This is a genomic window from Faucicola sp. SE7633, assembly GCF_059264685.1.
Genome location: NZ_JCADBW010000027.1, coordinates 1 through 22,282 on the forward strand (window position 1 = coordinate 1; position 22,282 = coordinate 22,282).

The 22,282-nt window shown below is 43.1% G+C and carries 19 protein-coding genes and 5 pseudogenes; 17 read left to right on the forward strand and 7 right to left on the reverse strand.

From position 1 onward, the window contains the following. Window positions 1–192 (reverse strand): transposase (locus tag AC5L4R_RS09010; RefSeq protein ID WP_494472339.1); only part of this gene is annotated, 192 nt, incomplete at its 3' end. Window positions 193–227: 35 nt separating this feature from the next. On the opposite strand from AC5L4R_RS09010, the gene AC5L4R_RS09015 reads away from it, so the two are divergent. The 5 genes from AC5L4R_RS09015 (at window position 228) to AC5L4R_RS09035 (ending at window position 7,723) form a co-directional block, all read left to right on the forward strand. Then, window positions 228–1,466, forward strand: coding sequence for a restriction endonuclease subunit S (locus tag AC5L4R_RS09015; RefSeq protein WP_494473563.1), 1,239 nt, complete (start codon window positions 228–230; stop codon window positions 1,464–1,466). Between the two features lie 157 nt (window positions 1,467–1,623). After that, complete coding sequence (locus AC5L4R_RS09020; RefSeq protein WP_494473542.1) at window positions 1,624–4,758, forward strand: type I restriction endonuclease subunit R; 3,135 nt, start codon at window positions 1,624–1,626, stop codon at window positions 4,756–4,758. A gap of 487 nt (window positions 4,759–5,245) precedes the next feature. Next, entirely contained in the window at window positions 5,246–6,583 is a 1,338-nt protein-coding gene (locus tag AC5L4R_RS09025) for a replication initiation protein (RefSeq protein WP_494473543.1), read from the forward strand. Between the two features lie 79 nt (window positions 6,584–6,662). Next, complete coding sequence (locus AC5L4R_RS09030; protein WP_494473544.1) at window positions 6,663–7,424, forward strand: ParA family protein; 762 nt, start codon at window positions 6,663–6,665, stop codon at window positions 7,422–7,424. A 38-nt stretch (window positions 7,425–7,462) separates the two neighbouring features. Then, window positions 7,463–7,723: a hypothetical protein gene (locus AC5L4R_RS09035; protein WP_494473545.1), complete on the forward strand. Its 261-nt coding sequence runs from the start codon at window positions 7,463–7,465 to the stop codon at window positions 7,721–7,723. A 167-nt stretch (window positions 7,724–7,890) separates the two neighbouring features. Here AC5L4R_RS09035 and AC5L4R_RS09040 read toward each other — a convergent pair whose 3' ends face one another. Next, window positions 7,891–8,880, reverse strand: a complete 990-nt coding sequence (locus AC5L4R_RS09040; protein WP_494473546.1) for an extracellular solute-binding protein — start codon at window positions 8,878–8,880, stop codon at window positions 7,891–7,893. Window positions 8,881–9,036: 156 nt separating this feature from the next. On the opposite strand from AC5L4R_RS09040, the gene AC5L4R_RS09045 reads away from it, so the two are divergent. Both AC5L4R_RS09045 and AC5L4R_RS09050 read left to right on the forward strand, forming a co-directional pair. Further along, the gene (locus AC5L4R_RS09045; RefSeq protein WP_494473547.1) at window positions 9,037–10,638 is read left to right on the forward strand and encodes an ABC transporter permease; all 1,602 of its coding nucleotides are present in this window, start codon (window positions 9,037–9,039) and stop codon (window positions 10,636–10,638) included. Further along, window positions 10,635–11,753 carry an ABC transporter ATP-binding protein gene (locus AC5L4R_RS09050; RefSeq protein WP_494473548.1) on the forward strand — a complete coding sequence of 373 codons (1,119 nt, stop codon included), beginning with the start codon at window positions 10,635–10,637 and terminating at the stop codon, window positions 11,751–11,753. The genes AC5L4R_RS09045 and AC5L4R_RS09050 overlap by 4 nt, the downstream gene beginning before the upstream one ends. A 22-nt stretch (window positions 11,754–11,775) precedes the next feature. Here AC5L4R_RS09050 and tauD read toward each other — a convergent pair whose 3' ends face one another. Genes tauD through tauA form a run of 4 tightly spaced genes read right to left on the reverse strand, consistent with a single transcriptional unit; the run spans window position 11,776 to window position 15,481 of the window. After that, window positions 11,776–12,633 (reverse strand): taurine dioxygenase, encoded by an 858-nt coding sequence (gene tauD, locus AC5L4R_RS09055; RefSeq protein ID WP_494473549.1) that lies wholly within the window; start codon window positions 12,631–12,633, stop codon window positions 11,776–11,778. A gap of 28 nt (window positions 12,634–12,661) precedes the next feature. After that, complete coding sequence (locus AC5L4R_RS09060) at window positions 12,662–13,573, reverse strand: ABC transporter permease subunit (RefSeq protein WP_494473550.1); 912 nt, start codon at window positions 13,571–13,573, stop codon at window positions 12,662–12,664. 41 nt (window positions 13,574–13,614) lie between these two features. After that, window positions 13,615–14,394, reverse strand: coding sequence for a taurine ABC transporter ATP-binding protein (locus tag AC5L4R_RS09065; RefSeq protein WP_494473551.1), 780 nt, complete (start codon window positions 14,392–14,394; stop codon window positions 13,615–13,617). A gap of 25 nt (window positions 14,395–14,419) precedes the next feature. Further along, window positions 14,420–15,481, reverse strand: a complete 1,062-nt coding sequence (tauA, locus tag AC5L4R_RS09070) for a taurine ABC transporter substrate-binding protein (protein WP_494473552.1) — start codon at window positions 15,479–15,481, stop codon at window positions 14,420–14,422. Between the two features lie 107 nt (window positions 15,482–15,588). Between tauA and AC5L4R_RS09075 the strand changes: the two are divergent. From AC5L4R_RS09075 to AC5L4R_RS09110, 8 genes and pseudogenes are all read left to right on the forward strand, one after another. Next, window positions 15,589–15,852 (forward strand): annotated as a pseudogene (locus AC5L4R_RS09075) (DEAD/DEAH box helicase family protein); the annotation flags it as partial. Window positions 15,853–16,012: 160 nt separating this feature from the next. Next, window positions 16,013–16,873, forward strand: a complete 861-nt coding sequence (locus AC5L4R_RS09080; protein ID WP_067238465.1) for a hypothetical protein — start codon at window positions 16,013–16,015, stop codon at window positions 16,871–16,873. Window positions 16,874–16,925: 52 nt separating this feature from the next. Next, window positions 16,926–17,066, forward strand: a complete 141-nt coding sequence (locus AC5L4R_RS09085; RefSeq protein ID WP_494473553.1) for a hypothetical protein — start codon at window positions 16,926–16,928, stop codon at window positions 17,064–17,066. Beyond that, window positions 17,021–17,850 (forward strand): annotated as a pseudogene (locus AC5L4R_RS09090) (type I restriction enzyme subunit R domain-containing protein); the annotation flags it as partial. The gene AC5L4R_RS09085 and the pseudogene AC5L4R_RS09090, both read left to right, overlap by 46 nt. Window positions 17,851–17,984: 134 nt before the next feature. Then, window positions 17,985–18,911, forward strand: a pseudogene (locus AC5L4R_RS09095) (RNA-guided endonuclease InsQ/TnpB family protein); the annotation flags it as partial. Window positions 18,912–19,110: 199 nt separating this feature from the next. Then, window positions 19,111–19,215 (forward strand): annotated as a pseudogene (locus tag AC5L4R_RS09100) (hypothetical protein); the annotation flags it as partial. 7 nt (window positions 19,216–19,222) lie between these two features. Then, complete coding sequence (locus AC5L4R_RS09105) at window positions 19,223–19,468, forward strand: hypothetical protein (RefSeq protein WP_494473554.1); 246 nt, start codon at window positions 19,223–19,225, stop codon at window positions 19,466–19,468. Next, entirely contained in the window at window positions 19,465–20,385 is a 921-nt protein-coding gene (locus tag AC5L4R_RS09110; protein ID WP_494473555.1) for an Abi family protein, read from the forward strand. Before AC5L4R_RS09105 ends, AC5L4R_RS09110 begins: the two co-directional genes overlap by 4 nt. 368 nt (window positions 20,386–20,753) lie before the next feature. On the opposite strand, the pseudogene AC5L4R_RS09115 reads toward AC5L4R_RS09110, so the two are convergent. Continuing rightward, window positions 20,754–21,008: pseudogene (locus AC5L4R_RS09115) on the reverse strand (IS3 family transposase); the annotation flags it as partial. 78 nt (window positions 21,009–21,086) lie between these two features. On the opposite strand from AC5L4R_RS09115, the gene AC5L4R_RS09120 reads away from it, so the two are divergent. Together AC5L4R_RS09120 and AC5L4R_RS09125 are read left to right on the forward strand one after the other, a co-directional pair. Next, a protein-coding gene (locus tag AC5L4R_RS09120; RefSeq protein ID WP_494473556.1) for an IS5 family transposase occupies window positions 21,087–21,838 on the forward strand; the annotation gives its coding sequence in 2 pieces (ribosomal slippage) (window positions 21,087–21,288 and window positions 21,288–21,838; 753 coding nt in all). A gap of 14 nt (window positions 21,839–21,852) precedes the next feature. Next, entirely contained in the window at window positions 21,853–22,248 is a 396-nt protein-coding gene (locus tag AC5L4R_RS09125) for a CDI toxin immunity protein (protein ID WP_067338186.1), read from the forward strand. Window positions 22,249–22,282: the final 34 nt, after the last annotated feature.

Genomic DNA, 22,282 nt, shown 5'->3' on the forward strand with positions numbered 1-22,282 from the left:
TAGTAAGATTTTAAACATGATGACAGGGTGAAAGGCACTTTCGCCACGGTCACTGCTATGGACATGGCGTAGGGTGTGTTCGATACTTTGCCAGTTGATTAGGTTATGTAGTTCATCGAGTTCTTCGATGGCTTTGTGAGCGTTAATGAGACTGTCTGCTAGGGAGAGTTGCCCTGTTTGTTTCCATGCCATATTCGTGTCTTTTGCCATCTGTTTGATTTTACTGTATTATATCACTTTTACAAACTTTTGTGCATTTGTTCGTGCAAAGGTTTCAATATATTGATTTGACTTCTGTCGATAGAAAGACAAATGCAATTATCGAAACATCATTAATTGATAAAGAGAATGCCCCAAGCCGTGCTCAAAAAATTGTTGAGCATAATGACATTATATTTGCTACAACCAGACCAACACAAATGCGTATAGCCGTTATAACTGAAGAACTTCACGAACAAATAGCAAGTACTGGTTATTGTATTTTAAGGGCTGATATTAAAATAGTTTTACCAAAATGGATTTATTATAATCTTTCTAGCGTATCTTTCAAAAATTACCTTGAAGAAAATGAAAGTGGTTCTGCATATCCTGCAATTTCTGACACAAAGTTAAAAGAATTTAAAATTCCCATCCCACCCCTAGACGTTCAAGCCGAGATTGTGCGGATTTTGGACACATTTACCGCCTTGACAGCCGAGCTGACAGCCGAGCTGACAGCCGAGCTTAACAGCAGAGAAAAACAATATCAATATTACCGCGATAAATTGCTAAATTTCTCTGACATGAGTATTGAAACAGACAGCAACAGACAGCAACAGACAGCATTATCGGCACGAATAGCGAATAATGTCAAGCTTAATTATGAAATTCGTTGGAAACGGCTAGACGAACTTGGTCAATTAATTCGGGGTAATGGATTGCAGAAATCCGATTTTACAGAAAGTGGCGTTCCTGCAATTCATTACGGACAGATTTACACTTTTTACGGTACTTCAGCCAATGAAACAAAATCTTTTGTTTCTCACGAGCTTGCTAAAAAATTGAAAAAGGTTGATGAAGGTGACGTTGTAATCACCAACACGAGTGAAAATATTGCGGATGTAGGTAAGGCTTTATTTTACTTTGGTAAAGAACAAGCTGTCACAGGTGGACACGCTACAATATTTAAACCTAGCAGTGAGATATTAGGCAAGTATTTTGCTTACTATACTCAAACGGCAGATTTTTTTAAGCAAAAGAGAAAACTAGCTAAAGGGACAAAGGTTATTGACGTATCAGCTAATGATTTAGCAAAAATTGTCATCCCTATTCCGCCAATCACTGAGCAAAAAAGAATCGTTGAAATTTTAGACAAATTCGAAACCTTAACCCACTCTATCACCGAGGGCTTACCCAAAGAAATCGCCTTACGCCAAAAACAATATGAATACTACCGCGAGCAACTACTTGATTTTACTAAAATTTAATGCCATACACATATAAACATACATATAAATGCATATTCTTGATGTATACATTTATATGCCTATGTATAGTCTTATACGCACATTTATAAAGCTATACATTTAGCTATATACACATAAGCGCATCTATCGATATACATCCATCTAGGAGCATACAGCCATGCCACCATCGCAAAGACCCATTGCCGAAACCAACAACTTCATCGTACTTGACAACTACACCAAAATCGAGCCAACAGACGGCGGCTACCAAACCGAAGCCGACCTAGAAAAAGAATTCATCCAAGACCTTATCAACCAAGGCTATGAATACCGCCAAGACATCAAAAACCACGACCAACTACTAGCCAACGTCCGTGAGCAACTCCAAAAGCTCAACCAAATCACCTTGAGCGATAGCGAATGGCAACGCTTTTTGACCGAATACCTAGACCGCCCAAGCGAAACCATCATTGACAAAACCCGCAAAATCCATGATGACGATGTTCACGGCTTTACCTTTGATAACGGTCATCAACAAAATATTTGTCTACTCGATAAGCACAGCATCGCCCGAAACCATCTACAAGTCATCGGGCAGTTTAGCCAAACTGGCAAACACCGCAACCGCTATGACGTGACTATCTTGGTCAATGGCTTGCCACTGGTGCAAATCGAGCTTAAAAAACGCGGTGTAAAAATACGTGAAGCCTTCAACCAAATTCATCGCTACAGCAAAGAAAGCTTCAACAAAGACGAATCGCTCTATAAATACCTACAAATCTTTGTCATCTCAAACGGCACTGATACGCGCTATTTTGCCAATACCACCAAACGCGACAAAAACAGCTTTGACTTTACCATGAACTGGGCAAGGGCGGATAACACCCCAATCAAGGATTTAAAAGACTTCACCGCCACGTTTTTTGAGAAAAAAACCCTACTCAGCGTGCTTTTGCATTACAGCGTGTTTGATGTCAGTAACACGTTACTGATTATGCGCCCTTACCAAATCGCCGCCACCGAGCGGATTTTGTGGAAAATCAACAGCGCATTTCATGCCAAAAACTGGAGTAAAGTTGAAAGCGGTGGCTACATCTGGCACACCACAGGCTCAGGCAAGACTTTAACCAGCTTTAAGGCGGCACGGCTTGCCACCGCGTTGCCGTTTATTGACAAAGTGTTTTTTGTGGTGGATAGAAAAGATTTGGACTATCAGACCATGAAAGAATATCGCCGCTTTAGCCCCGATAGCGTAAACGGCTCAGCCAGTACCGCCAAACTCAAAGCAAACCTGGCAGCAGCTGACAATAAAATTGTCGTCACCACTATCCAAAAACTCAATAACCTGATGAAAACCGAGGATAAACTACCGATTTATGACAAACAAGTCGTCTTTATCTTTGATGAATGCCACCGCTCACAGTTTGGTGAAGCCCAAAAAAACCTAAAGCGTAAATTCAAAAAGTTTTATCAATTTGGCTTTACAGGTACGCCAATTTTTTCAGAAAATGCCTTAGGCTCAGAAACCACCGCTAGCGTATTTGGGCAAGAGCTGCATTCGTATGTCATTACCGATGCAATTCGGGATGAAAAGGTATTGAAGTTCAAAGTGGACTACAACGACGTGCGACCGCAATTTAAAACCATCGAAAAAGAAAAAGATATCGAAAAACTCACTGCCGCCGAAAACAAACAAGCCTTACAGCACCCACAACGCATTGAACAAATCGCTCAATATATCCTCAATAACTTCAGACAAAAGACCCATCGCTTAAATGCGCCGTATACGGGCTTTAACGCGATGTTTGCCGTGGGTAGTGTAGAGAGTGCCAAATTGTATTACAACGCCTTTAAACGGCTTCAGAGTGGCTTAGAACGCCCTTTAAAGATAGCCACCATCTTTTCTTACGCCGCAAACGAGGAACAAACCGCTATTGGCGATATTATCGATGAAAATTTTGAGCCCAACGCGATGGATACAACGGCAAAAGAATTTTTGGATTTAGCCATTAGCGACTACAATGCCCTGTTTAAAACCAGCTACAGCACAGACAGCAAAGCGTTTGAAAACTACTACAAAGACCTGTCCAAACGTGTCAAGGGCAAAGACAGCGACAATAAGCCGTTGCCAGAGTCAGAAAAAGTCGATTTGGTCATTGTTGTTGGGATGTTTTTGACGGGATTTGATGCACCGACGCTGAACACGCTGTTTGTTGATAAAAACCTACGTTATCATGGGCTGATTCAAGCCTATTCCCGTACCAATCGCATTTTTGACGCTACCAAGACCTTTGGCAACATCGTCACCTTTCGTGACCTAGAGCAAGCCACCATTGATGCAATTACCCTATTTGGCGATAAAAATACCAAAAATATCGTGCTCGAAAAAAGCTACGATGAATATATGCATGGCTATACCGATACTACAACGGGCGAAGCCTGTCGTGGTTACCTAGCCGTGGTAGCTGAACTCCAACAGCGTTTTCCAAATCCTGACAATATTATTACCGAAAAAGATAAACGAGATTTTGCCAGGTTATTTGGCGAATACCTGCGAGCCGATAATGTTTTGCAAAACTATGACGAGTTTGCGGCATTACAAGCATTTCAGACGTTGGATAAACAAAATCCGCAAGCTGTCGAAGAATTTAAACAAACCTACTACCTATCCGATGATGACCTACAAGCGATGCAGTCTATTGAAATCCCATCCCAAAGATTGATTCAAGATTATCGCTCAAGCTACCATGATATTCGTGATTGGTTGCGTCGTCAAAGACAAGCTGATAATCAAAACCAATCAACCGTTGATTGGGATGAGGTGGTTTTTGAAGTCGATTTGCTGAAGTCGCAAGAAATCAATCTAGACTACATACTTGAACTGATTTTTGAACATCATAAAAAAATCAAAAGCAAAACTGAATTGGTGGAAGAAGTTCGCCGTGTGATTCGTGCCAGTATTGGCAACCGTGCCAAAGAAGGTCTAATTGTTGATTTCATCAACCAAACCAACCTAGACACAATCCAAGACAAAGCCAGTATCATCGATGAATTTTTTAAATTTGCCCAAGCTGAACAACGAAAAGAGGCTGAAGCCTTAATTCAAGACGAACGACTACATAGCGAACCAGCCAAACGCTATATCTTAACTTCACTCAAACGTGAATATGCCAGTGAAAACGGTACGGGGCTCAATGATATCTTGCCTAAGATGAGCCCTTTAAATCCTGAATACCTCACCAAAAAACAAACAGTCTTTCAAAAAATAGCCCTCTTTGTTGAAAAATTCAAAGGCATTGGCGGTAGCCTGTAACACTGGACTAGGTGACCACTTTAACCAACCAAATAGCCCTACCTGTTCATACTGAGCTTTAGGGCTATTTTTATGCCCAAAATTCATCTGCAACATAGGACACATAGGACATATTATGCTAACCAGTGAGAAAATAGTTGCTTGCTAAGAGAATTCAAAAAAAAGGCTTTTATTGTAATATTGTTATATTGTATATATTGTGGGACGCGCAAAGCCTTACGGGGCAAGGCTTTGCGAGCCAATATATGTACAACTCTTCTTGTTTATATGTACAACTCTTCTTGTTTATATGTACAACTCTTCTTGTTTATATGTACAACTCTTCTTGTTTTATGTACTGAGTACATATATTGGTAAGTTATTGATTTTTAATGAATATCGTATATATGTGTACAACTCTTCTTGTTATATGTACTAAGTACATTAATGTATTGCTTCCATAAATAAAGCAAGGTATGATTTTACAAGACGGCAGCATGGAGAGGGTATGAAAAAATTTGCCAATAAAGACTTACAACACGCTGATTTTTCAATCATTAAGCACAATACTTTGATTGAGTCTAGCTACGACTTATCGCCTGTCCCCAACAATATTATGACTATCGCAATGACCAAAGCGCGGCAGTCCAATGTATCGTCCGAGCTTTGGAGCGGTGAGGTGGTGATATCCGCCCAAGAATACGCGCATATCCACAAAGTATCACTAGACGACGCTTACAAAGTACTAAAAAGAGCGGTATTGGAGTTGGAAGAAACCAAGATTATTTGCGATGCTTACTATGATTTCTCAAATGGCGGAGTTATTCCTGAAATTTTGCCTGATTTAACAGATATAAACTTTTTTTCAGACTCAGTTTTGGCATCAAAACCTAAGCATGGCAAGTTTAGCAAAATGAAACTGCACATCCGTTTGGTGCAAAAAGTGGGCTATAGCGATGCAGGATCGTTTATTTATTTAAAGTTTAGCGATGATATTTTGCACTTGATTAAAAGTGCGACAAATCCCGACGCCCTAGACTATACGCAATACGATTATGCCAATACTATAGAATTGAACACTACCCCCGCCAAACGGCTTTATGAGCTTGTGTGTAAATGGCGCAAAGTAGGACACTGTAGAAAACAGGTCGATGAGTGGAAAATTTTATTTGGTGTATTTGCTAAGTATCCCAATGTGGCAGAATTTAAGCGAAGAGTACTACAACCCGCTATTAATCAAGTCAATGAACAAGGTGAATTTAAATTAACGCTAGAGCAGGAGAAACTTGGACGCTCGATAACCCACTTTACCATTATCATTGAAGAAAAATTAACCGCCAAATCTACAGACCCAGCGACAGAATTTTTTGCCAAAGCCAGCAATGTCAATTTGTTTGAAAGTCTATCTGAAAGCGAAAGACAAACCGTTAAAGCCGTCGCCGATACTTACATCAGCAAAAATCAAATCGTCAATGAAACGCATAAGCGAAATATCTACAAAAAAGCGGTTAGCGAACGCTGGGGCTTGGCAGACCTAGACCAACAACAACGAGAATATCGACGACAAGCTGAAGAGGTGAGAAAGAAACTTGAAGCAGACCGATTGACAGACATTGCCAAGCAAAAGCAAATTTTGCAAGAAAAACAAGAAAGCGAGCAATTTATTCACTTGTTTGAGAGTCTAGAAGCCAGCTTTCAAACGCAAATCTTGAATGAAGTAAGGCGGTTGATAGCCACCGAAATTCCCGTATTTCTAAAAATATTTGATAAAGAAAATGATAAAAATCTTGCTCACACAGATATTAAGTTCCGCAGTTATTTCAAAAAAGTGATGGGTATCAAATAGATTAATAACCACTTATTGAATGTACGTGAATATACATATACAATTATATGCATACTTAACTATGTATGAGTGTATCAGTATGACCAAAGTTATTACCGTGATAAACCAAAAAGGCGGTGTGGGTAAGACAACCACCGTTCATGCGCTGGGTGCATGGCTGCAAAATAAACAGCATAAACAAGTGTTGTTCATTGACTTAGACCAACAAGGCAATCTGACTTATGCCACCCATGCAGGTCACAGTGAAGTTAATGCACTGGATTTACTCACCAATGCACAACTTGATAAGCAAGCTATTCAAGTGACCCCAACAAACTATCATATTATCGCCTCAAGTCCCATGCTAGCGAATGTTGAGGCAGTGCTTACCATGACAGGCAGAGAATATCGCCTAAAAGAGGCATTGGCTACCTTACAAGGCTATGATTATGTCGTTATCGACACACCGCCAAGCTTGAATATTTTGACCATCAATGCTTTAACAGCCAGTGATTTTGCGCTAATTCCTGCGCAAGCAGATATCTTTAGCGTGCAAGGCATTACCCAACTGGGTCAAACGCTGGATGCCATCAAACGTTATACAAACAAAAATTTGTCAGTCTTAGGGATTGTACTCACACGATATAGCAATCGTAATATCTTAAGCCGCGATCTACAGCAAGTCATACATGATACAGCTAAAAGCATACACACAAAAGCATACACACAAAGTATTCGGGAAGCCGTTGCCATCAAAGAGGCGCAGGCTCTCAAGCAAGATATTTTTTCTTACAACGCCCATGGGAACGTAACGCAAGATTATGCTGATTTGTTTCAAGAAATTTGGCAGGAGATTCAATAATGGCCACTAAAAAAAGCTTTAGTCATGCAAATCCTGCGATGTCATTTATTAGCGCTTCTACGCAGGATAGCCCAGAAGATGGCCTAAACGATGATATGGCAATAAAGTCGCAAGCAAGCACAGCGCCCAAAGTGCCCATGAAGCGTAACCCCGAGTTCATCGAGGTGAAAAGCAAGCGCGTGCAATTGCTGATGCAGCCGTCGTTGCATGCGGCTATCAAACAGTTGGCAGATAGTGAGGCGGTTAGCGTCAATGAAAAAATACACAGTATTTTAAAAGCGTACGTGCAGGTAGAGTAAATCAGATATTTTTTGGTTTGCTATGTATTAAGTGGTAGGGTTGGCATTGATTGCCGTAAACTTGCCGCTTTAGACGCAAGTTTACGGTTGGGTTTGACTGTCGGTTGGTCATAATGGCCAAACAACACAGCGGTGGGCAAATCCCGCTGTGCTTTCAAGCTGGCTGATTATTTGTAACCAGCCTTTTTCATCAACATGATGGCTTGGCGTTGATTGACCCCTGCGGTTGAGACATTGATGATGTCTTGTTTAAAGTTACCCCATCGGGCGACTTTTGGATCAGGCGCGACCCTTGGGTTGGCAGGATATTCATGGTTGAGGTCAGCAAATAAATTTTGTGCATCTGCTGAGCTTAGCCATTCAATAAGCTTTTGTGCCTCGGCAGGATGCTTGCTATATTTTGTTACGCCGATGCCCGAGATATTAACGTGTGTGCCTTGCCAACGTTGGTTGGCAAAAAATGGCTTAACATTGATGTTGGGGTTTTTATCCAGTAGGCGACCATAATAGTAAGTATTTGCAATGCCAACTTCACAGCGCCCTGAGTCGATGGCCTCAAGTAAGGCGGTATCATTGGCAAACGGTGCGGTTGCCAAGTTGTTCACCCAGCCTTTGAGGATTTTTTGGGTATTGGGCAAGCCATTGTGCGGAATCATCGTTGCAACCAGTGATTGGTTATAGACGTTGTCTGACGTGCGTAAACAAAGCTTGCCTTGCCACTTTGGGGTCGATAGGTCAGCGTAGGTGGAAAGTTGGTTTGGATTGACCTTGTTTGGATTGTAAAAGATGGTGCGTGCACGTACCGATAGACCAAACCAGCGGTTTTTAGGGTCTTGAAACTGGGGCGGAATATTGGCTTCTAAGATGGGGGAGTTGATCGGGCGCAAGATGCCCGCTTGAGCGGCTTGCCATAGGTTACCGCCATCTACGGTAATCAGAAGATCCGCTGGGGTGTTTGCGCCTTCTGCTTTGATTCTTTCTATCAATACGCCCGCTTTATCATTGACGAGTTTGATTTTAGTGCCAGTTTTTTGTTCGTATTTTTCTACTATTGGTTTAAGTAGGTTGTCTGCACGCGCTGAATAGACCACCAGCTCTGTGGCAAACGCAGGTGTGGTAGCGGCCAATACGCCAGCACCAAGCAACAATTTTTTCATCGCAAAATTTCCCAAAATCGTCATCGAATTTTTTACTAAACCAGACCAGCCGAGCGCTTTTTATGAGACACATCGTTTAAAAATGCTGTTTTTCTAGTATAATATAGATTATTAATACAGACAATAATTATTATCATTTTTGTTAAGGTTGGTTGAGTGTTGAAAAAGTCTTGGTTAGCAAGGGCTTGGCTGCTGCTGTGTGTGGCATTGGTCATATTGCCCATGGGTGTGGTGGTGCTGAGCTTTGGCGATATTAACGCAGAGATTTGGACCTTTTTGCTTGAGTATCAGTTAGCCGAGCTTGTTAAGAATACGCTGATTTTGCTTGTAACGACGGCGATAGGTGTGACGGTGCTTGGGGTGAGTACGGCGTGGCTTACGGCGATGTATCGCTTTCCAGGTAGTCGGTGGTTTTTTTGGGCGTTGATGCTGCCTTTGACAGTGCCTGCGTATGTGTTGGCTTTTGTGCAAGTGGGGATGTTTGATTATACGGGGGCTATCAGTACGTTTTTGCGCGAGCAATATGGTTTTAGGCAAGGTCTGCCAGATACGCGCAATATCTGGGGGCTATCGGCTGTGATGGTATTAACTTTTTATCCCTATGTGTATTTGCTAGCGCGCAATGCTTTTTTGTCAATGGGGCAGCGTGCGCTGGAGGTGGGGGCTTCTATGCGGTTGTCGCCCGTGCAGTCGGTGATTAAAGTCGCTTTGCCTATGGCAAGACCTTGGATTTTCGGGGGGCTGTTGCTTGCGATGATGGAGGTGCTGGCAGACTTTGGCGCTGTATCGACGTTTGGTGTGGAGACATTTAGCACGGCGATTTATCAAGCATGGTTTGGTATGTATTCAATTGAGACTGCCAAGCAACTTGCGTCACTTTTGATATTGTTCGTATTTGGGTTGATAACTATTGAGCAGATCAATCGTGGTGGGCGGCGTTTTGCCAGTCATAAAACCGCGGCGAATTCGCCTCAGAGGTTACGGGGTATGCCAAAGTGGCTAGCGGTTGGGTATTGTGCGGTGATTTTGTTGTTGGGCTTTATACTGCCCGTGTTGCAACTTATCATTTGGGCGGTTGAGCATTGGCAAATTGAGTCTTTGGCGCGGTTTTGGTCACCTATGTGGCATTCGTTGTTGGGTGGGCTGCTGGGTGCAGGGGTGACTGCGTTGGTGGCGTTGTTGTTGGTACTGGCAAAACGTCATGATGGGTCACGTTTTGCCAAAATTGCTACGCGCATTGCCACGCTGGGCTATGCAATTCCAGGTTCGGTTTTGGCGATTGGCATTTTTGTCCCTGTGGCAAGCTTAGATAATTGGTTATTGACATGGTTGCCTGTGGATTCGACAACAACGGGGATTTTAAAAGGTACGTTGCTGGTGATGTTGGTTGCGTACGCTATTCGGTTTTTGGCATTGGCGGTGTCAAGTATCGATGCAGGGTTTGAACGTATCCGACCGAGTTTAACTGAGGCGGCTTTGACACTGGGTGTGCATGGCTGGCGGTTAATTTATCGGGTTTATTTACCTTTGATAAAAGGTTCACTTGGCGTTGCATGGTTGATGGTATTTGTTGATATCATGAAGGAGATGCCGATTACCTTGATGACTCGCCCATCAGGATGGGACACTTTGGCGGTACGCATCTATGCCTACACCATGGAGGGGCAGTTTGAAGAGGCCGCATTGCCAGCTTTGGCGATTGTCTTGGTGGGATTGTTACCTGTGATACTATTTTCAAAAATGGAGCAGCGTTCATGATAACAGACAATTTCACACGGCATGGGGTTGATTTGACAAAAAAAACGATGAATTCTTCTGTGCCTTCTCAAGACATTAGCTTACAAGTTGAGCAGGTATCGCTTCGCTATGGAGCGGGTAAAAATGTATTAGATGGTATGAGTTTTACCTTGTTAAAAGGTGAGATAGCTTGTTTGCTTGGTCAGTCAGGCTGTGGTAAGACAAGTATGCTGCGCTGTATTGCTGGGTTTGAACATCCCACCACAGGCACAATCCGTGATGATCAACGTGTGTTGTTTGATGAAGCAAGCGCGCGGTGCATACCTGCCTATCAGCGCAATATTGGCATGGTATTCCAAGACTATGGCCTGTTTCCGCATTTATCAATTGCGGATAATATCGGATTTGGTCTGCACCAATTTAGCCGCTCTGCAAAAACCTCAAAGGTAAATGAGCTGCTAGCGTTTGTTGGACTTGAGCCGTATGCCAAGCGTTACCCACATGAATTGTCAGGCGGGCAGCAACAGCGCGTTGCCTTGGCCCGAGCACTGGCAAATGAGCCTAAGCTTGTATTACTTGATGAGCCTTTTTCTAGTTTGGACGCTGAATTAAGAGCCCAGCTGTCCAAAGACGTGCGCCAACTGCTCAAGCAGCAGCAAATAAGTGCGATTGTTGTAACGCATGATCAACAAGAGGCTTTTGCGATTGCAGATAAAGTTGGTTTGATGGCAGATGGCGTGCTACAACAATGGGCATCGCCACAGCAGCTTTATCGTCATCCAGCCACATTTGCAGCAGCGCAATTTATTGGTGAAGGCTGTTTGCTGGACGTTGTGCCAAACGGGCAGCAGCTATGCAGTGCTTTGGGTATCATTGATCCTAAACTATTCAATTATTATGCGCATGATAATAAAGTACTGATTAGACCTGAGCAGGTGCGGCTAATCCCACCGACCCAAGGCTCACTAACAGCGCAAATTATTGAAGCAAATTTCAAAGGGGCTTATATATTGTATCAGTTACGCTTAGACAATGGTGAGGTCTTACTGACTAGCAGCTTAGCTACTGATACGCAATATGGTGTTGATGCGCGTGTCGGCGTTGAATTAAACCTCGACCATGTTAAAGTTAGATAAGCGCTTGACCGCAAGCATACGCTCACTGGCAGTAAAACGGCCTGTCACCGTCAATGGTAGCACGGTGCATCACGCGATGGACATGATTGTCGTAATCATTGGTGGCATAATGCTGCGTGGCGCGATTGTCCCAAAACGCGATATCGTGATTTTGCCAATGCCATCTGACAGTAAATTCAGGTTTAGCAATGTGCTGGAATAAAAAATCAAGCACAGCTTTACTTTCACTGTCTGTTAGTTCATTGATTTTGGTAGTAAAACCTTCATTAACAAAAATCAATTTTTTGCCTGTGATAGGATGGGTGCGGATGACGGGATGAACCACAGGCGGATTATCAAGCTGTGCCTGTTGCCATGTGATAAATCCTTCAGGCGTATGACCAAAACGCTCTTGCGGAAATGACTTTATCAGACTGTGTGTGGCGGTCAAACCTGACAAAAATCTTTGTAAGGCAGGCGATAAGCCCTCAAACGCTGCATAACCACTTGACCACAGCGTATCGCCGCCAAAATCAGGAACTTGCTTGGCAGCCAAGATACTCCCTAGCGGTGGAGTTTGGCTAAAGGTAACATCGGTATGCCAAATTGCATTATCGCGTAAATCGGTTTGCTGACTATCGAGCAGCACAATTTCGGGCTGGTCATCCGCTTGTGGAAAAATCGGGTGAATATGTAATGAGCCAAATTGCCGCGCAAAACTAGCTTGTTGTTGAGGCGTTATCGGTTGATTGCGAAAAAACAGCACTTGATGCTTTAATAAAGCAGCTTCTAATTGCTGCCGTTGCTCATTTGACAAGGTTTGAGTAAAATCAATCCCCTCTACCATCGCCCCGATATGGGGTGTGAGTTTTACTATCGATAAGCTGGTTAAAGTTGTCATAGTTATCTCCCCAAAATTCGGCGAACTGCTAGTACTTTCCATACCATGGCGCAAGACTTGCTTGTAGTTTTCTTAGCAATAACTCAAGCATAAACGCAATTATGGCGATGATCATGATACCCAAAATCACCACATCGGTTGCCAAAAACTGCGCCGCTGACTGAATCATAAAACCTAACCCTTGGGTTGCTGCCACCAACTCCGCTGCTACCAGCGTAGACCATCCAACCCCCAAACCGATACGAATACCCGTCAAAATATGCGGCAGTGCCGACGGCAAAGTCACATACCACAGCAATTGTGATTTGGTCGCACCCAATGACAAAGCTGCAAATTGTCGGCTTTTATTGACCGTCAAAATACCGTGTAACGTCGAAATGATAATCGGCGCTAAAATTGATAAGAAAATCAGTGTGATTTTGGTTAGCTCACCGATACCAAGCCAAATGACCAGCAAAGGCAAATACGCCAATGGTGGAATGGGGCGGTAAAACTCAAGTAAAGGGTCAAAAAGCGCTTGAATGATACGATTTGTACCCATTAAAATCGCAATAGGTACGCCCACTAAGATGGCTAAAATCAGCGCAATAAACACCCTGCCAAGGCTGGCAAACGTATGTTGCAACAACGTCACCGACATATAACCTTCGGTTGAGACTTTAACCAACTGTTGCCACACACTGCTAGGCGATGGCAAAAACAAGCTGGGTATTGAGCCAGTCACCGTTACCAACCACCACAGTGCCAACGCTGTGATGACGCTGACACAGCCCCAAAAGACGCGGTGATATTGCCTCAGTGCCAACAAAAATGAAGGACTCACTGGCTGTGCGGCTGGTATAAGCGTTTGGTTGGGTGGTGCTGGTGTTGTTGTACTAGATTGGCTGATGGGCTGCACGGGCTCGGCTGACGGTACGGGACTGATTGATTGGCTAGTCATAGTGCTGTCCTGCAAAATATTGGTTGTATCCATCGCTGGGTCTAAATTCGGCACGCGACGATTTGTTGAAATAACTGCTCACGCCACGCGATAAACTCATGATCAGATTTAATTTCACGAGTATTTTGCCCTTGTATAAAACGTTGGCTAAAGCGCGGCTGATAATGGTGTAAAATTTGACCCCTTCCCATGACCACCAAATCCGTTGCCAAAAATAATGCTTCTTCAATATCATGTGAAATTAAAAAAATCTGCCGCTTGCTTTGCTGCCAGATATTGAGCAGTAACTCTTGCATAGACTCACGCATAAATGCGTCAAGCGCGGCAAACGGCTCATCAAGCAGTAACATTTTGGCTTTAGATGCCAATGCCCGCGCAATACCGACACGCTGCTGCATACCGCCTGACAGCTCCCAAATCGATTTGTTGGCAGCGTGTTCCAATCCCACCCATTGCAAAATTTGCTGGGTATGTTGTGCTTGGGCGTTACGCTCAACGCCTGCCAATTTGCCAGCAAAGCTGACATTATCGGCAACATTTAGCCACGGAAATAGCGCATGGTCTTGAAACACCACCGCGCGATCAGCACTTGGCTTGGTAATTGGCTGACCATTTAACGATAGCGTGCCTTGTGTGGTAGGGATAAAGCCTGCAATGGTGTTAAGCAGGGTGCTTTTGCCACAGCCTGATGCGCCTAGCACCACACAAAAACTTTGATCGGCCAGCGACAAATTGAGGTTATCAAGTGCCAAGGCAGGCACATGACTGGTTTTGGTTGGTGGGTATTGTACGGTCAGATTTTGTATTACCAATCCGCTCATCGGGTACTTCCTTGTGGTTACTCAATTATCGTATGCTTAGGTATTCATTGGTGACAAAGGCTGAGTAATCGGGCAACACTGTATCAACTTTACCTTGTGATTTTAAAAATTCGGCGGTCTTACGGATATTGTCGGCAAATGGCTGCTGCAATAGGGTTTGTTGCTCACTGACAGGCAGATAACGGTTACCTGCCAACAAATTAGCGACATCATCGGGCGTTGAGCCTGTGATTTGGGCGATTTTTTGGTTATTGCTGGTATTGTTAATAAATGCTTTTGGGTTTTGGCTGTATTTACCCGTTGCCTCTGTGCTGATTTTGACAAACTGTTTTAAAAACTCGGGATTTTGCCGCGCAAAGTCTTTGCGCACGACCCATAAATCATACGTTGGGCTACCCCAGCTTGCCACTTCTTTGGAGGTGGTGAGCACATGACCACTGGCTTTTACTTTACTTAGTACAGGCTCCCAAACGTACGTGGCATCAATATCACCGCGCTCCCAAGCGGCATTGATCTCGGGTGGACGCAGATTGATAATTGTGACTTGGCTTGGAGCAATGCCCCAGTGTTCAAGTGCCGCCAATAAGCTATAGTGAGTAGTAGAAACAAACGGCACGGCAATTTTTTTACCGATTAAGTCTTTAGGTGTTTTGATATTGCTTGTATTTTTAGCAACTAAACTTTCGGCCTCACCAATTTCGCTGGTCACCAAAAATACCTCTAGGGGCACACCTTTGGTGGCAGCGGCAGCCAACGGGCTTGAACCGATGTTACCGATATCAATGCTACCTGCGCTGATGGCAGCAACCACTTCAGCACCCGTATCAAACTTACGCCAGTTGATATCACGATGGGTGGCTTGCTCGTAGGTTTTATCTGCTTGGGCAAGCTTGGCAGGATCAATACCCGTTTGATAGGCGATAGTGACAGTGCCTTGGGTGTTGGTCGGCATCGCGCTGGTGTGGGTAGCAGGGGCTAGCGAATTGGCTTGTGCCTTCGGTGCAGCTTGTGTATACGCGTATCCTGCGACAATTGCCACAACGCCTGCCGCTAAACCTGCGGCAAATAGCTTATTTTGTTGGGACATTTACTTTTACCATCCTTGTTTGATTATTTACGAAAATTATTATGATTAGAATTTTATATTCTACAAAATTATATTAAAACAGAAAGATATGCAAAAATAGAATATAACTGACCGACCGTAACGACTTGGCCGATCAGCTGTTTTCAACGTTTAGCTCAGTCAATCAACTACTTAGACAATTTGCTAAACAAGCTGATGATAGTAATCAGCTCAAAGAATTGCTTAAGGTTAATTCGGGCGGAGTGATTTTTACCACCATTCAAAAATTCCAACCCGAAGACGGTAGTAGCGTGTATGACACCCTCTCCGAACGTCACAATATCGTGGTAATCGCCGATGAAGCCCACCGCTCACAATTTTGCTTGAGCGCAGTGTGTTGGATGCGTGTGTTTTCGCGCTGGATGATGTGTATTTGAGCGAAACGAACAAAGAGGCCACAAGCGCAGAATAGCCACGAAAAACGCGCAAATATTGCTAACGCCCTTCTTTTTGACTATGATTGATTTTTCAATGCCTCTGTAGGGAATAAAGATGGGTAGTTTTTTGGCTGGATTGTTTATTCTGCTGTCATTGTTTGCGTTGCTGGTTTATGCGCCGTATGTTTTGATAAGGGGTTTGATAAACCCAGCAAAATACAGCAAGCACAATGATAGAAAAAGGTTTGTTAAAAATACGTTGGCCGCATGGTGTGGCGGTGTGGTGTTGTTTGTTGTGATTGGGATGATGATTATCCCCGATACTTCAGAAAATCCGACGCAAACCACGGTAGAAGCACCGAAAGTTGTAACACCTGTAACCACGCCAGAGCCAACCACGGCAAGTGTTGCAACCCAAACAAAAGCGCAATCAAATCCTATCAAGGACTATGGCGGTATTGTTGTGCCCTACAGCCAAAAAAATATGCCCAAGTTGTATGCAAATTGGGGTGGTGAATGGGTTAAGAAAATCAATGCTATGATGCCAAAAGTGGTGGCCAAGGTTGCCAGCAATCCCAAGTGCGACACGCCAGAGGTTGTGGAGTTGTCAGACAATCGCAGTCGCGTCAAAAAAGAAGCGGTATTTTTTGTGGATTGTAAAAACGGTGAAAGGTTCTATGTTAGTCAAAATGAGTTGGTACAAGACCAACCATTAAAGCCAGAAAGTGAACAGCTGGAGGGTAAGCCTCATATGTATATTCAAGCCTGCCGAGAAAGCGTAAAAAATCATTTGCAATTCCCCAGTTCATTTGACGATGAAATACTAAGCACAACTGCCCGAAAAACACCCAGTGGAAATATTGAGGTTGTTATGCCTTTTACGGCTAAAAACGCGCTGGGTATCGAAATACCGCAAACCGCTAGGTGTTTGATAACCACAAAAAAACAGATTGAGATTAGCTTTTCAAACAGATAAATCCAAAAAGCCCGCTTAAAAGCGGGTTTTTTATTAGCCAAAGGAAAGTAATATGGCAGGCGGTTTAAGCATTGTTATTGATACGCGAAACGCTGAGCAAAGTATAAAGTCTTTGGGTCAAGCGTTAGAGCGTCTTGAGGCGCAGGGCAATATGGCTTTGACGCTAAAGAACTGGATGTTAGCGACGATTTAGGCAACCTCATTGGTAAACGCACCGCCTATGGATTTGCCAAGTATTTGCGCGACGCTCTACCGAATGCAACTTATCTAGGCTTTACAGGTACACCGATTGAAAAAACCGATGTAAATACGCCTGCGGTATTTGGTGACTATATCGATATTTACGACATCGCCCAAGCGGTTGAAGATGGCGCAACGGTAAGAATTTTCTATGAATCACGTCTGGCAGAAGTCAAAATCAGTGATGAGGGTAAAAAAAACATTGCTGAAATTGATGCCGAATTTAGCCAAGAACAACTGACTGCAACCCAGCAAACCCGTGCTAAATATGCCCGTACAGAAGCCTTGATTGGTAGCCCTGAACGCGTTCGAACTGTGGCATCAGATATTATCCAACACTTTGAAAAACGCATGGACGCAAGCCAAAACGCCAGCGGTAGTGCAGGTAAAGGTATGTCGTTGTTATGTCACGCCGCATTGCCGTAGACTTATACAACGCGATTATCGCCTTGCGCCCTGAATGGCATAGTGACAATTTGCACGATGGCATGATTAAAGTCGTTATGACTTCATCAGCAGATGATGGGGCAGAACTTGCCAAACATCATACCAGCAAATCCGATCGACAAATTCTTTCTAATCGCATGAAAGATGAAAGCAATAATCTTAGATTGGTGATTGTTCGTGACATGTGGCTAACAGGTTTTGACGCACCAAGTATGCACACGTTGTATATCGACAAACCGATGAAAGGGCATGGGCTCATGCAAGCCATTGCACGGGTCAATCGTGTTTATCCTCCGTTGCCGTAAAACCACCGACTTTAGGCGGTGGTTTTACGGCAACACGGGAACTAAAATTACACACGAATTTTTTTAGCGTGTGTGTTTTACTACGTGTGCTTTACTACAAATCTTGTTAAAATAACCCCATGAAAACACTCAAGTTACGCATACGCGACAAACACACAGACCAACTAAATCGCCTAAGCGGTTCGGTTAATTTTGTGTGGAATTACGTCAATGACTTGAGCCTGCAATACCTCAAACGTACAGGCAAATTCCTATCCGCTTATGATTTAAACGAATACACCAAAGGCAGCGGCGAACACCTAAACCTACACAGCCAAACCATCCAAGCCATCAACGAAACCCACGCCAAATCGCGTCGCCAATTTAAAAAAGCCAAACTAAATTGGCGCACCAACAACCCCAAAGTTAAGCGTAAATCACTGGGTTGGATTCCATTTAAAGCAAGTGCGGTCAAGCGTTTAGCCACCAGACAAACAGGCAAAAAAGGCTTAAAATCTACCCTACAACTAAGCCTAGCCAAAGGGCAAAAACTTATCCTTGACCTATGGGACAGCTACAACTTAAGCCTATACCAAATTAACACTCTTGAGATTGTGCAAGATAGCCGCAACCGTTGGTATGCCTGTATCACCGTCAAAGACTACCCTAAAACCACTTGTGGAACTGGTAGCGTCGGTATTGATTTAGGCTTAAAAGACAGTGCCACCGCCTCAAATGGCGACAAGCTACAAATCAAGCAAACGCTTAAATATGCCAAAGCGTTAGCCACCGCCCAACGCGCCAACAACAAACAGCGTGTCAAGGCAATCCACGCCAAAATTAAAAACACCCGAAACGATTTAATCCATAAATTCACCAACAAACTGGTTAAAGATAATGCCCTAATCATCGTGGGTGATATTAAAACCAGCCAATTTAACAGTAAAAAAGGCAAACTAGCCAAGTCGGTTTACGATGCAGGTTGGTTTGAACTGAAACGACAACTGACCTACAAATGCGAGCACGCAGGTTGCCGTTTTGAAATCGTGAATGAGCGATACACTACCTGAGGACGGCACTAGCGAAGCACCGCTTCGCCCGTCCGCAAGACAAGGGCTATGCCCGCCGTGACGTGTTGGTGCTGTGGTGATATGTCCAGTAGTCCGTGCGAATAAGAGATGAGAACGGATAAGCAAAGCACTGCTTTGCCCGTTCGCAAGACAAGAGCTATGCTCGCAGTAGACTTGTACACGGTGTGGCACATGGCATGATAGAGATATCAATGCCAGTCGGAACATTCTTGCGGCAGGTCTAACCGTCTGGGAGCAGGAATCCCCGACCGATAGGGAGGGGAGGAAGTCAAGAGAGTAATAGCGATTTGCGTGACAGTGAGTCAATACCGCTCAACCAAGAAATTTATGATTATTTTTTGACAGAGGTGCGTCCGCATGTCAGTGAGGCATGGCTGGATATGGATAGCGTTAAGATTGGCTATGAAATCAGTTTTAACAAGTATTTTTACCAGCATAAACCGCTAAGAAGCTTGGATGAAGTGGCTAGTGAGCTATTGCAGTTGGATAAAGAGGCAGACGGCTTAATTCGGGATATTCTAGGTAGTTTATGACGACACAAAAGCTAGAGCCAAAACCGTTCAAGACGTTTCAAGAACAGTTAGAGATTTATAAAAATCGTGGGTTGATTGTTGAAGACGATGGTTATGCGTTACGGTATTTGCAGACGATTGGTTATTATCGTTTAAGCGGTTACGCCTATCCGTTTCGTAAAATGTTGGCTGATAAAACTCGGGCTGATGCGTTTATGCCAAATACGCATTTTAGCGATATTAAAGCGTTGTATGTGTTCGATAGAAAGCTACGCCAGTTAGCCATAGATGCCTTAGAGAGAATTGAAGTCGCGATGCGTGTGCAAATTTGCTATCGCCTAAGCCGCTATGGTGCGACTGCTCACTTACAATCGCGGGCATTTAATGATGGTTTTAACCGCAATAGATGGCTTAGTAAGTACTATCAGCTGATAGAGCGTGAGCAAAAAAACTCAGATTTTGTTAAGCATCATGAAGAAAAATACCTAGAAATGCCGATTTGGGTGCATAGTGAACTGTGGGATTTTGGTACGATGTCTATGCTATACCAAGGTATGAGGCAGGCAGATAAGGACAAAATCGCAAGATATTTTGGCTTACCCACCCATAAGCAGCTTGAAACCCAACTGCGAGCATTAAATATCATACGCAATATTTCAGCGCATTATGCTAGGCTGTGGAATCGGCACATTGGAACGCCTGCTTCATTCAAGAATATGGGGCAGCCATGGGAGAGTTTTTCAGAAAATAACGTGCTGGTATATTTTTGCTTAATTCAATACCTTCTAAAGAAAATCTCACCAAATTCCCAATGGGGAAAACGCTTTTTGGCGTTGTTGGATGAGTTTCCAAAGGTGGAAAATAATGCGATTGGCTTAGAGCAGATGGGCTTGAATGTCTCGCTAGATGCGTTCAAGCGGTGGGAGTTGTGGGGATAAACAATTTTGGGGTAAAAATAGATGTCCCCGAGCCTTGTTGTCCGATAAACGGGACAAGAACATCGGGGAACTGTTGGGTGTATTATATCACGGATACTAAGTATGTCAATCTGGGTGAATTGTTTTAAATGGTTGTAAATTCAATGAGTTATGCAAGGCACGACAGTTATAAAGACAGTGGCGTGGATTGGTTGGGGGAAATTCCAAGCGATTGGGAGCTAGGCAGAATTAGCACATTTTTTAGTGAACGCCGTTAAAAAGTGTCTGATAAGGATTATCCTGCACTTTCAGTTACAAAGTTGGGTGTTTTTCCTCAATGGGAAAATGTGGCTAAAAGCAACAATGGTGAATTTGATGTGACAGCACCCAATATCGCTTGGGTCAGCGATATTGGGTGCTGTCACATCAAATTGCTGCTCTAGCAAGTTTGGATACACAGACTTGTTGTGATTTGAGTCAGTAGTCGTTTTAAATCGCTTGTGACGCTTGCAGTAAATCCCATGTTCTTGCTTAATTTGTCGCACCATGTACAGGCTGATGTCATGCCCTTGATTGGTTAAATGCTGATGTAAGCGTTCATGACCATAGCTTTCTTTAGTGTCAATATGAGCGGATTTGACTAGGGCGTGTCCCTAATTTGAATAAGCCCAAAAGAGCCCTATTTTAACCCTACCTTTCAACAAAATATAGGATTAAAGTAAATGGCGAGAACCGCAATAACAGACAGCATATGGGAACAACTACAAACGACCATGAAAGCTCACGGCTGTCACCAATGGAAAAATGACCGTACTGTCATGGAAGCCATACTATGGAAACTGCGAACCGGTGCGCCATGGCGAGACATACCCATCGAACTAGGATCATGGAAAACAGCCTATAATCGCTTTAACCGATGGTCTAAAAAAGGGTTATGGGAGAATTTTTTTTTGACCTACGAGAAGAAATTGACAAAGAATGGGTATTCATCGACGGAAGTTATGTACGGTGTCATCAACATGCAAGTGGAGCTAGGCGTGGTTTCGAGCGAGCAATTGGAAAAAGCCGTGGCGGAGACACGACAAAAATACACCTATGTGTGGACTCGCATGGAAATCCGCTCGATTTTAAAATCACTGGGGGTAACGTGCACGACAGTCAAGTTGCAAACGACTTGATAGAAGTCATCGAAGAAGCCGAGTATTTTATCGCTGACAAAGGGTATGATTCTCAACAAATCAGAGATAAAGCCATAGAGCATGGTATGAAAGCTATCATACCCAAGCGTAAAAATGCCAATCAACCTAACCCTGATTTTGATAGCTATCTCTACAAACTACGCCATTTAGTTGAGAATGCTTTTGCTCGTTTAAAGCAGTTTCGCAGTATTGCTACCCGTTATGAGAAATTAGCTCGTAATTTTAAATCTATGCTTTATTTAGCGTGCACTATTATTCATGTTAAGTTAAATTGAGGACACACCCTAATATGGATCTTTTTGAAGAGTGTAAAAATAAATTAGGTAATACCTATAAAATTCTTGATGCAGATGCTGAGAAATTAGTTTTGAATAAATTAAATGCCTATTTGCTTAAAACTGGTAATGGTAGTATTGATTGGAATAATGACGCTATAATGAAAATAAGTTTAGATAAGTTAATTGAAAAAGTAGCTTCTCAAGAATTTACTGACACAGTAGTCATTATTACTGATACATCTGATACTCCTATTTTTTCAACAAATTTAATATTGGCTCTAGAAAATTTTGAAGATATTGTAGCTTTATCAAATACAGTTTTCTTATATAATGAAAATTATATAGGTACTTTTACTAATTCAAGTCCAAATATTATGTTGGGTCTTTTAAAGAAAACGATTTGTTAGAGTTCGCTATAAAAAACAGATTATACCTCACTGT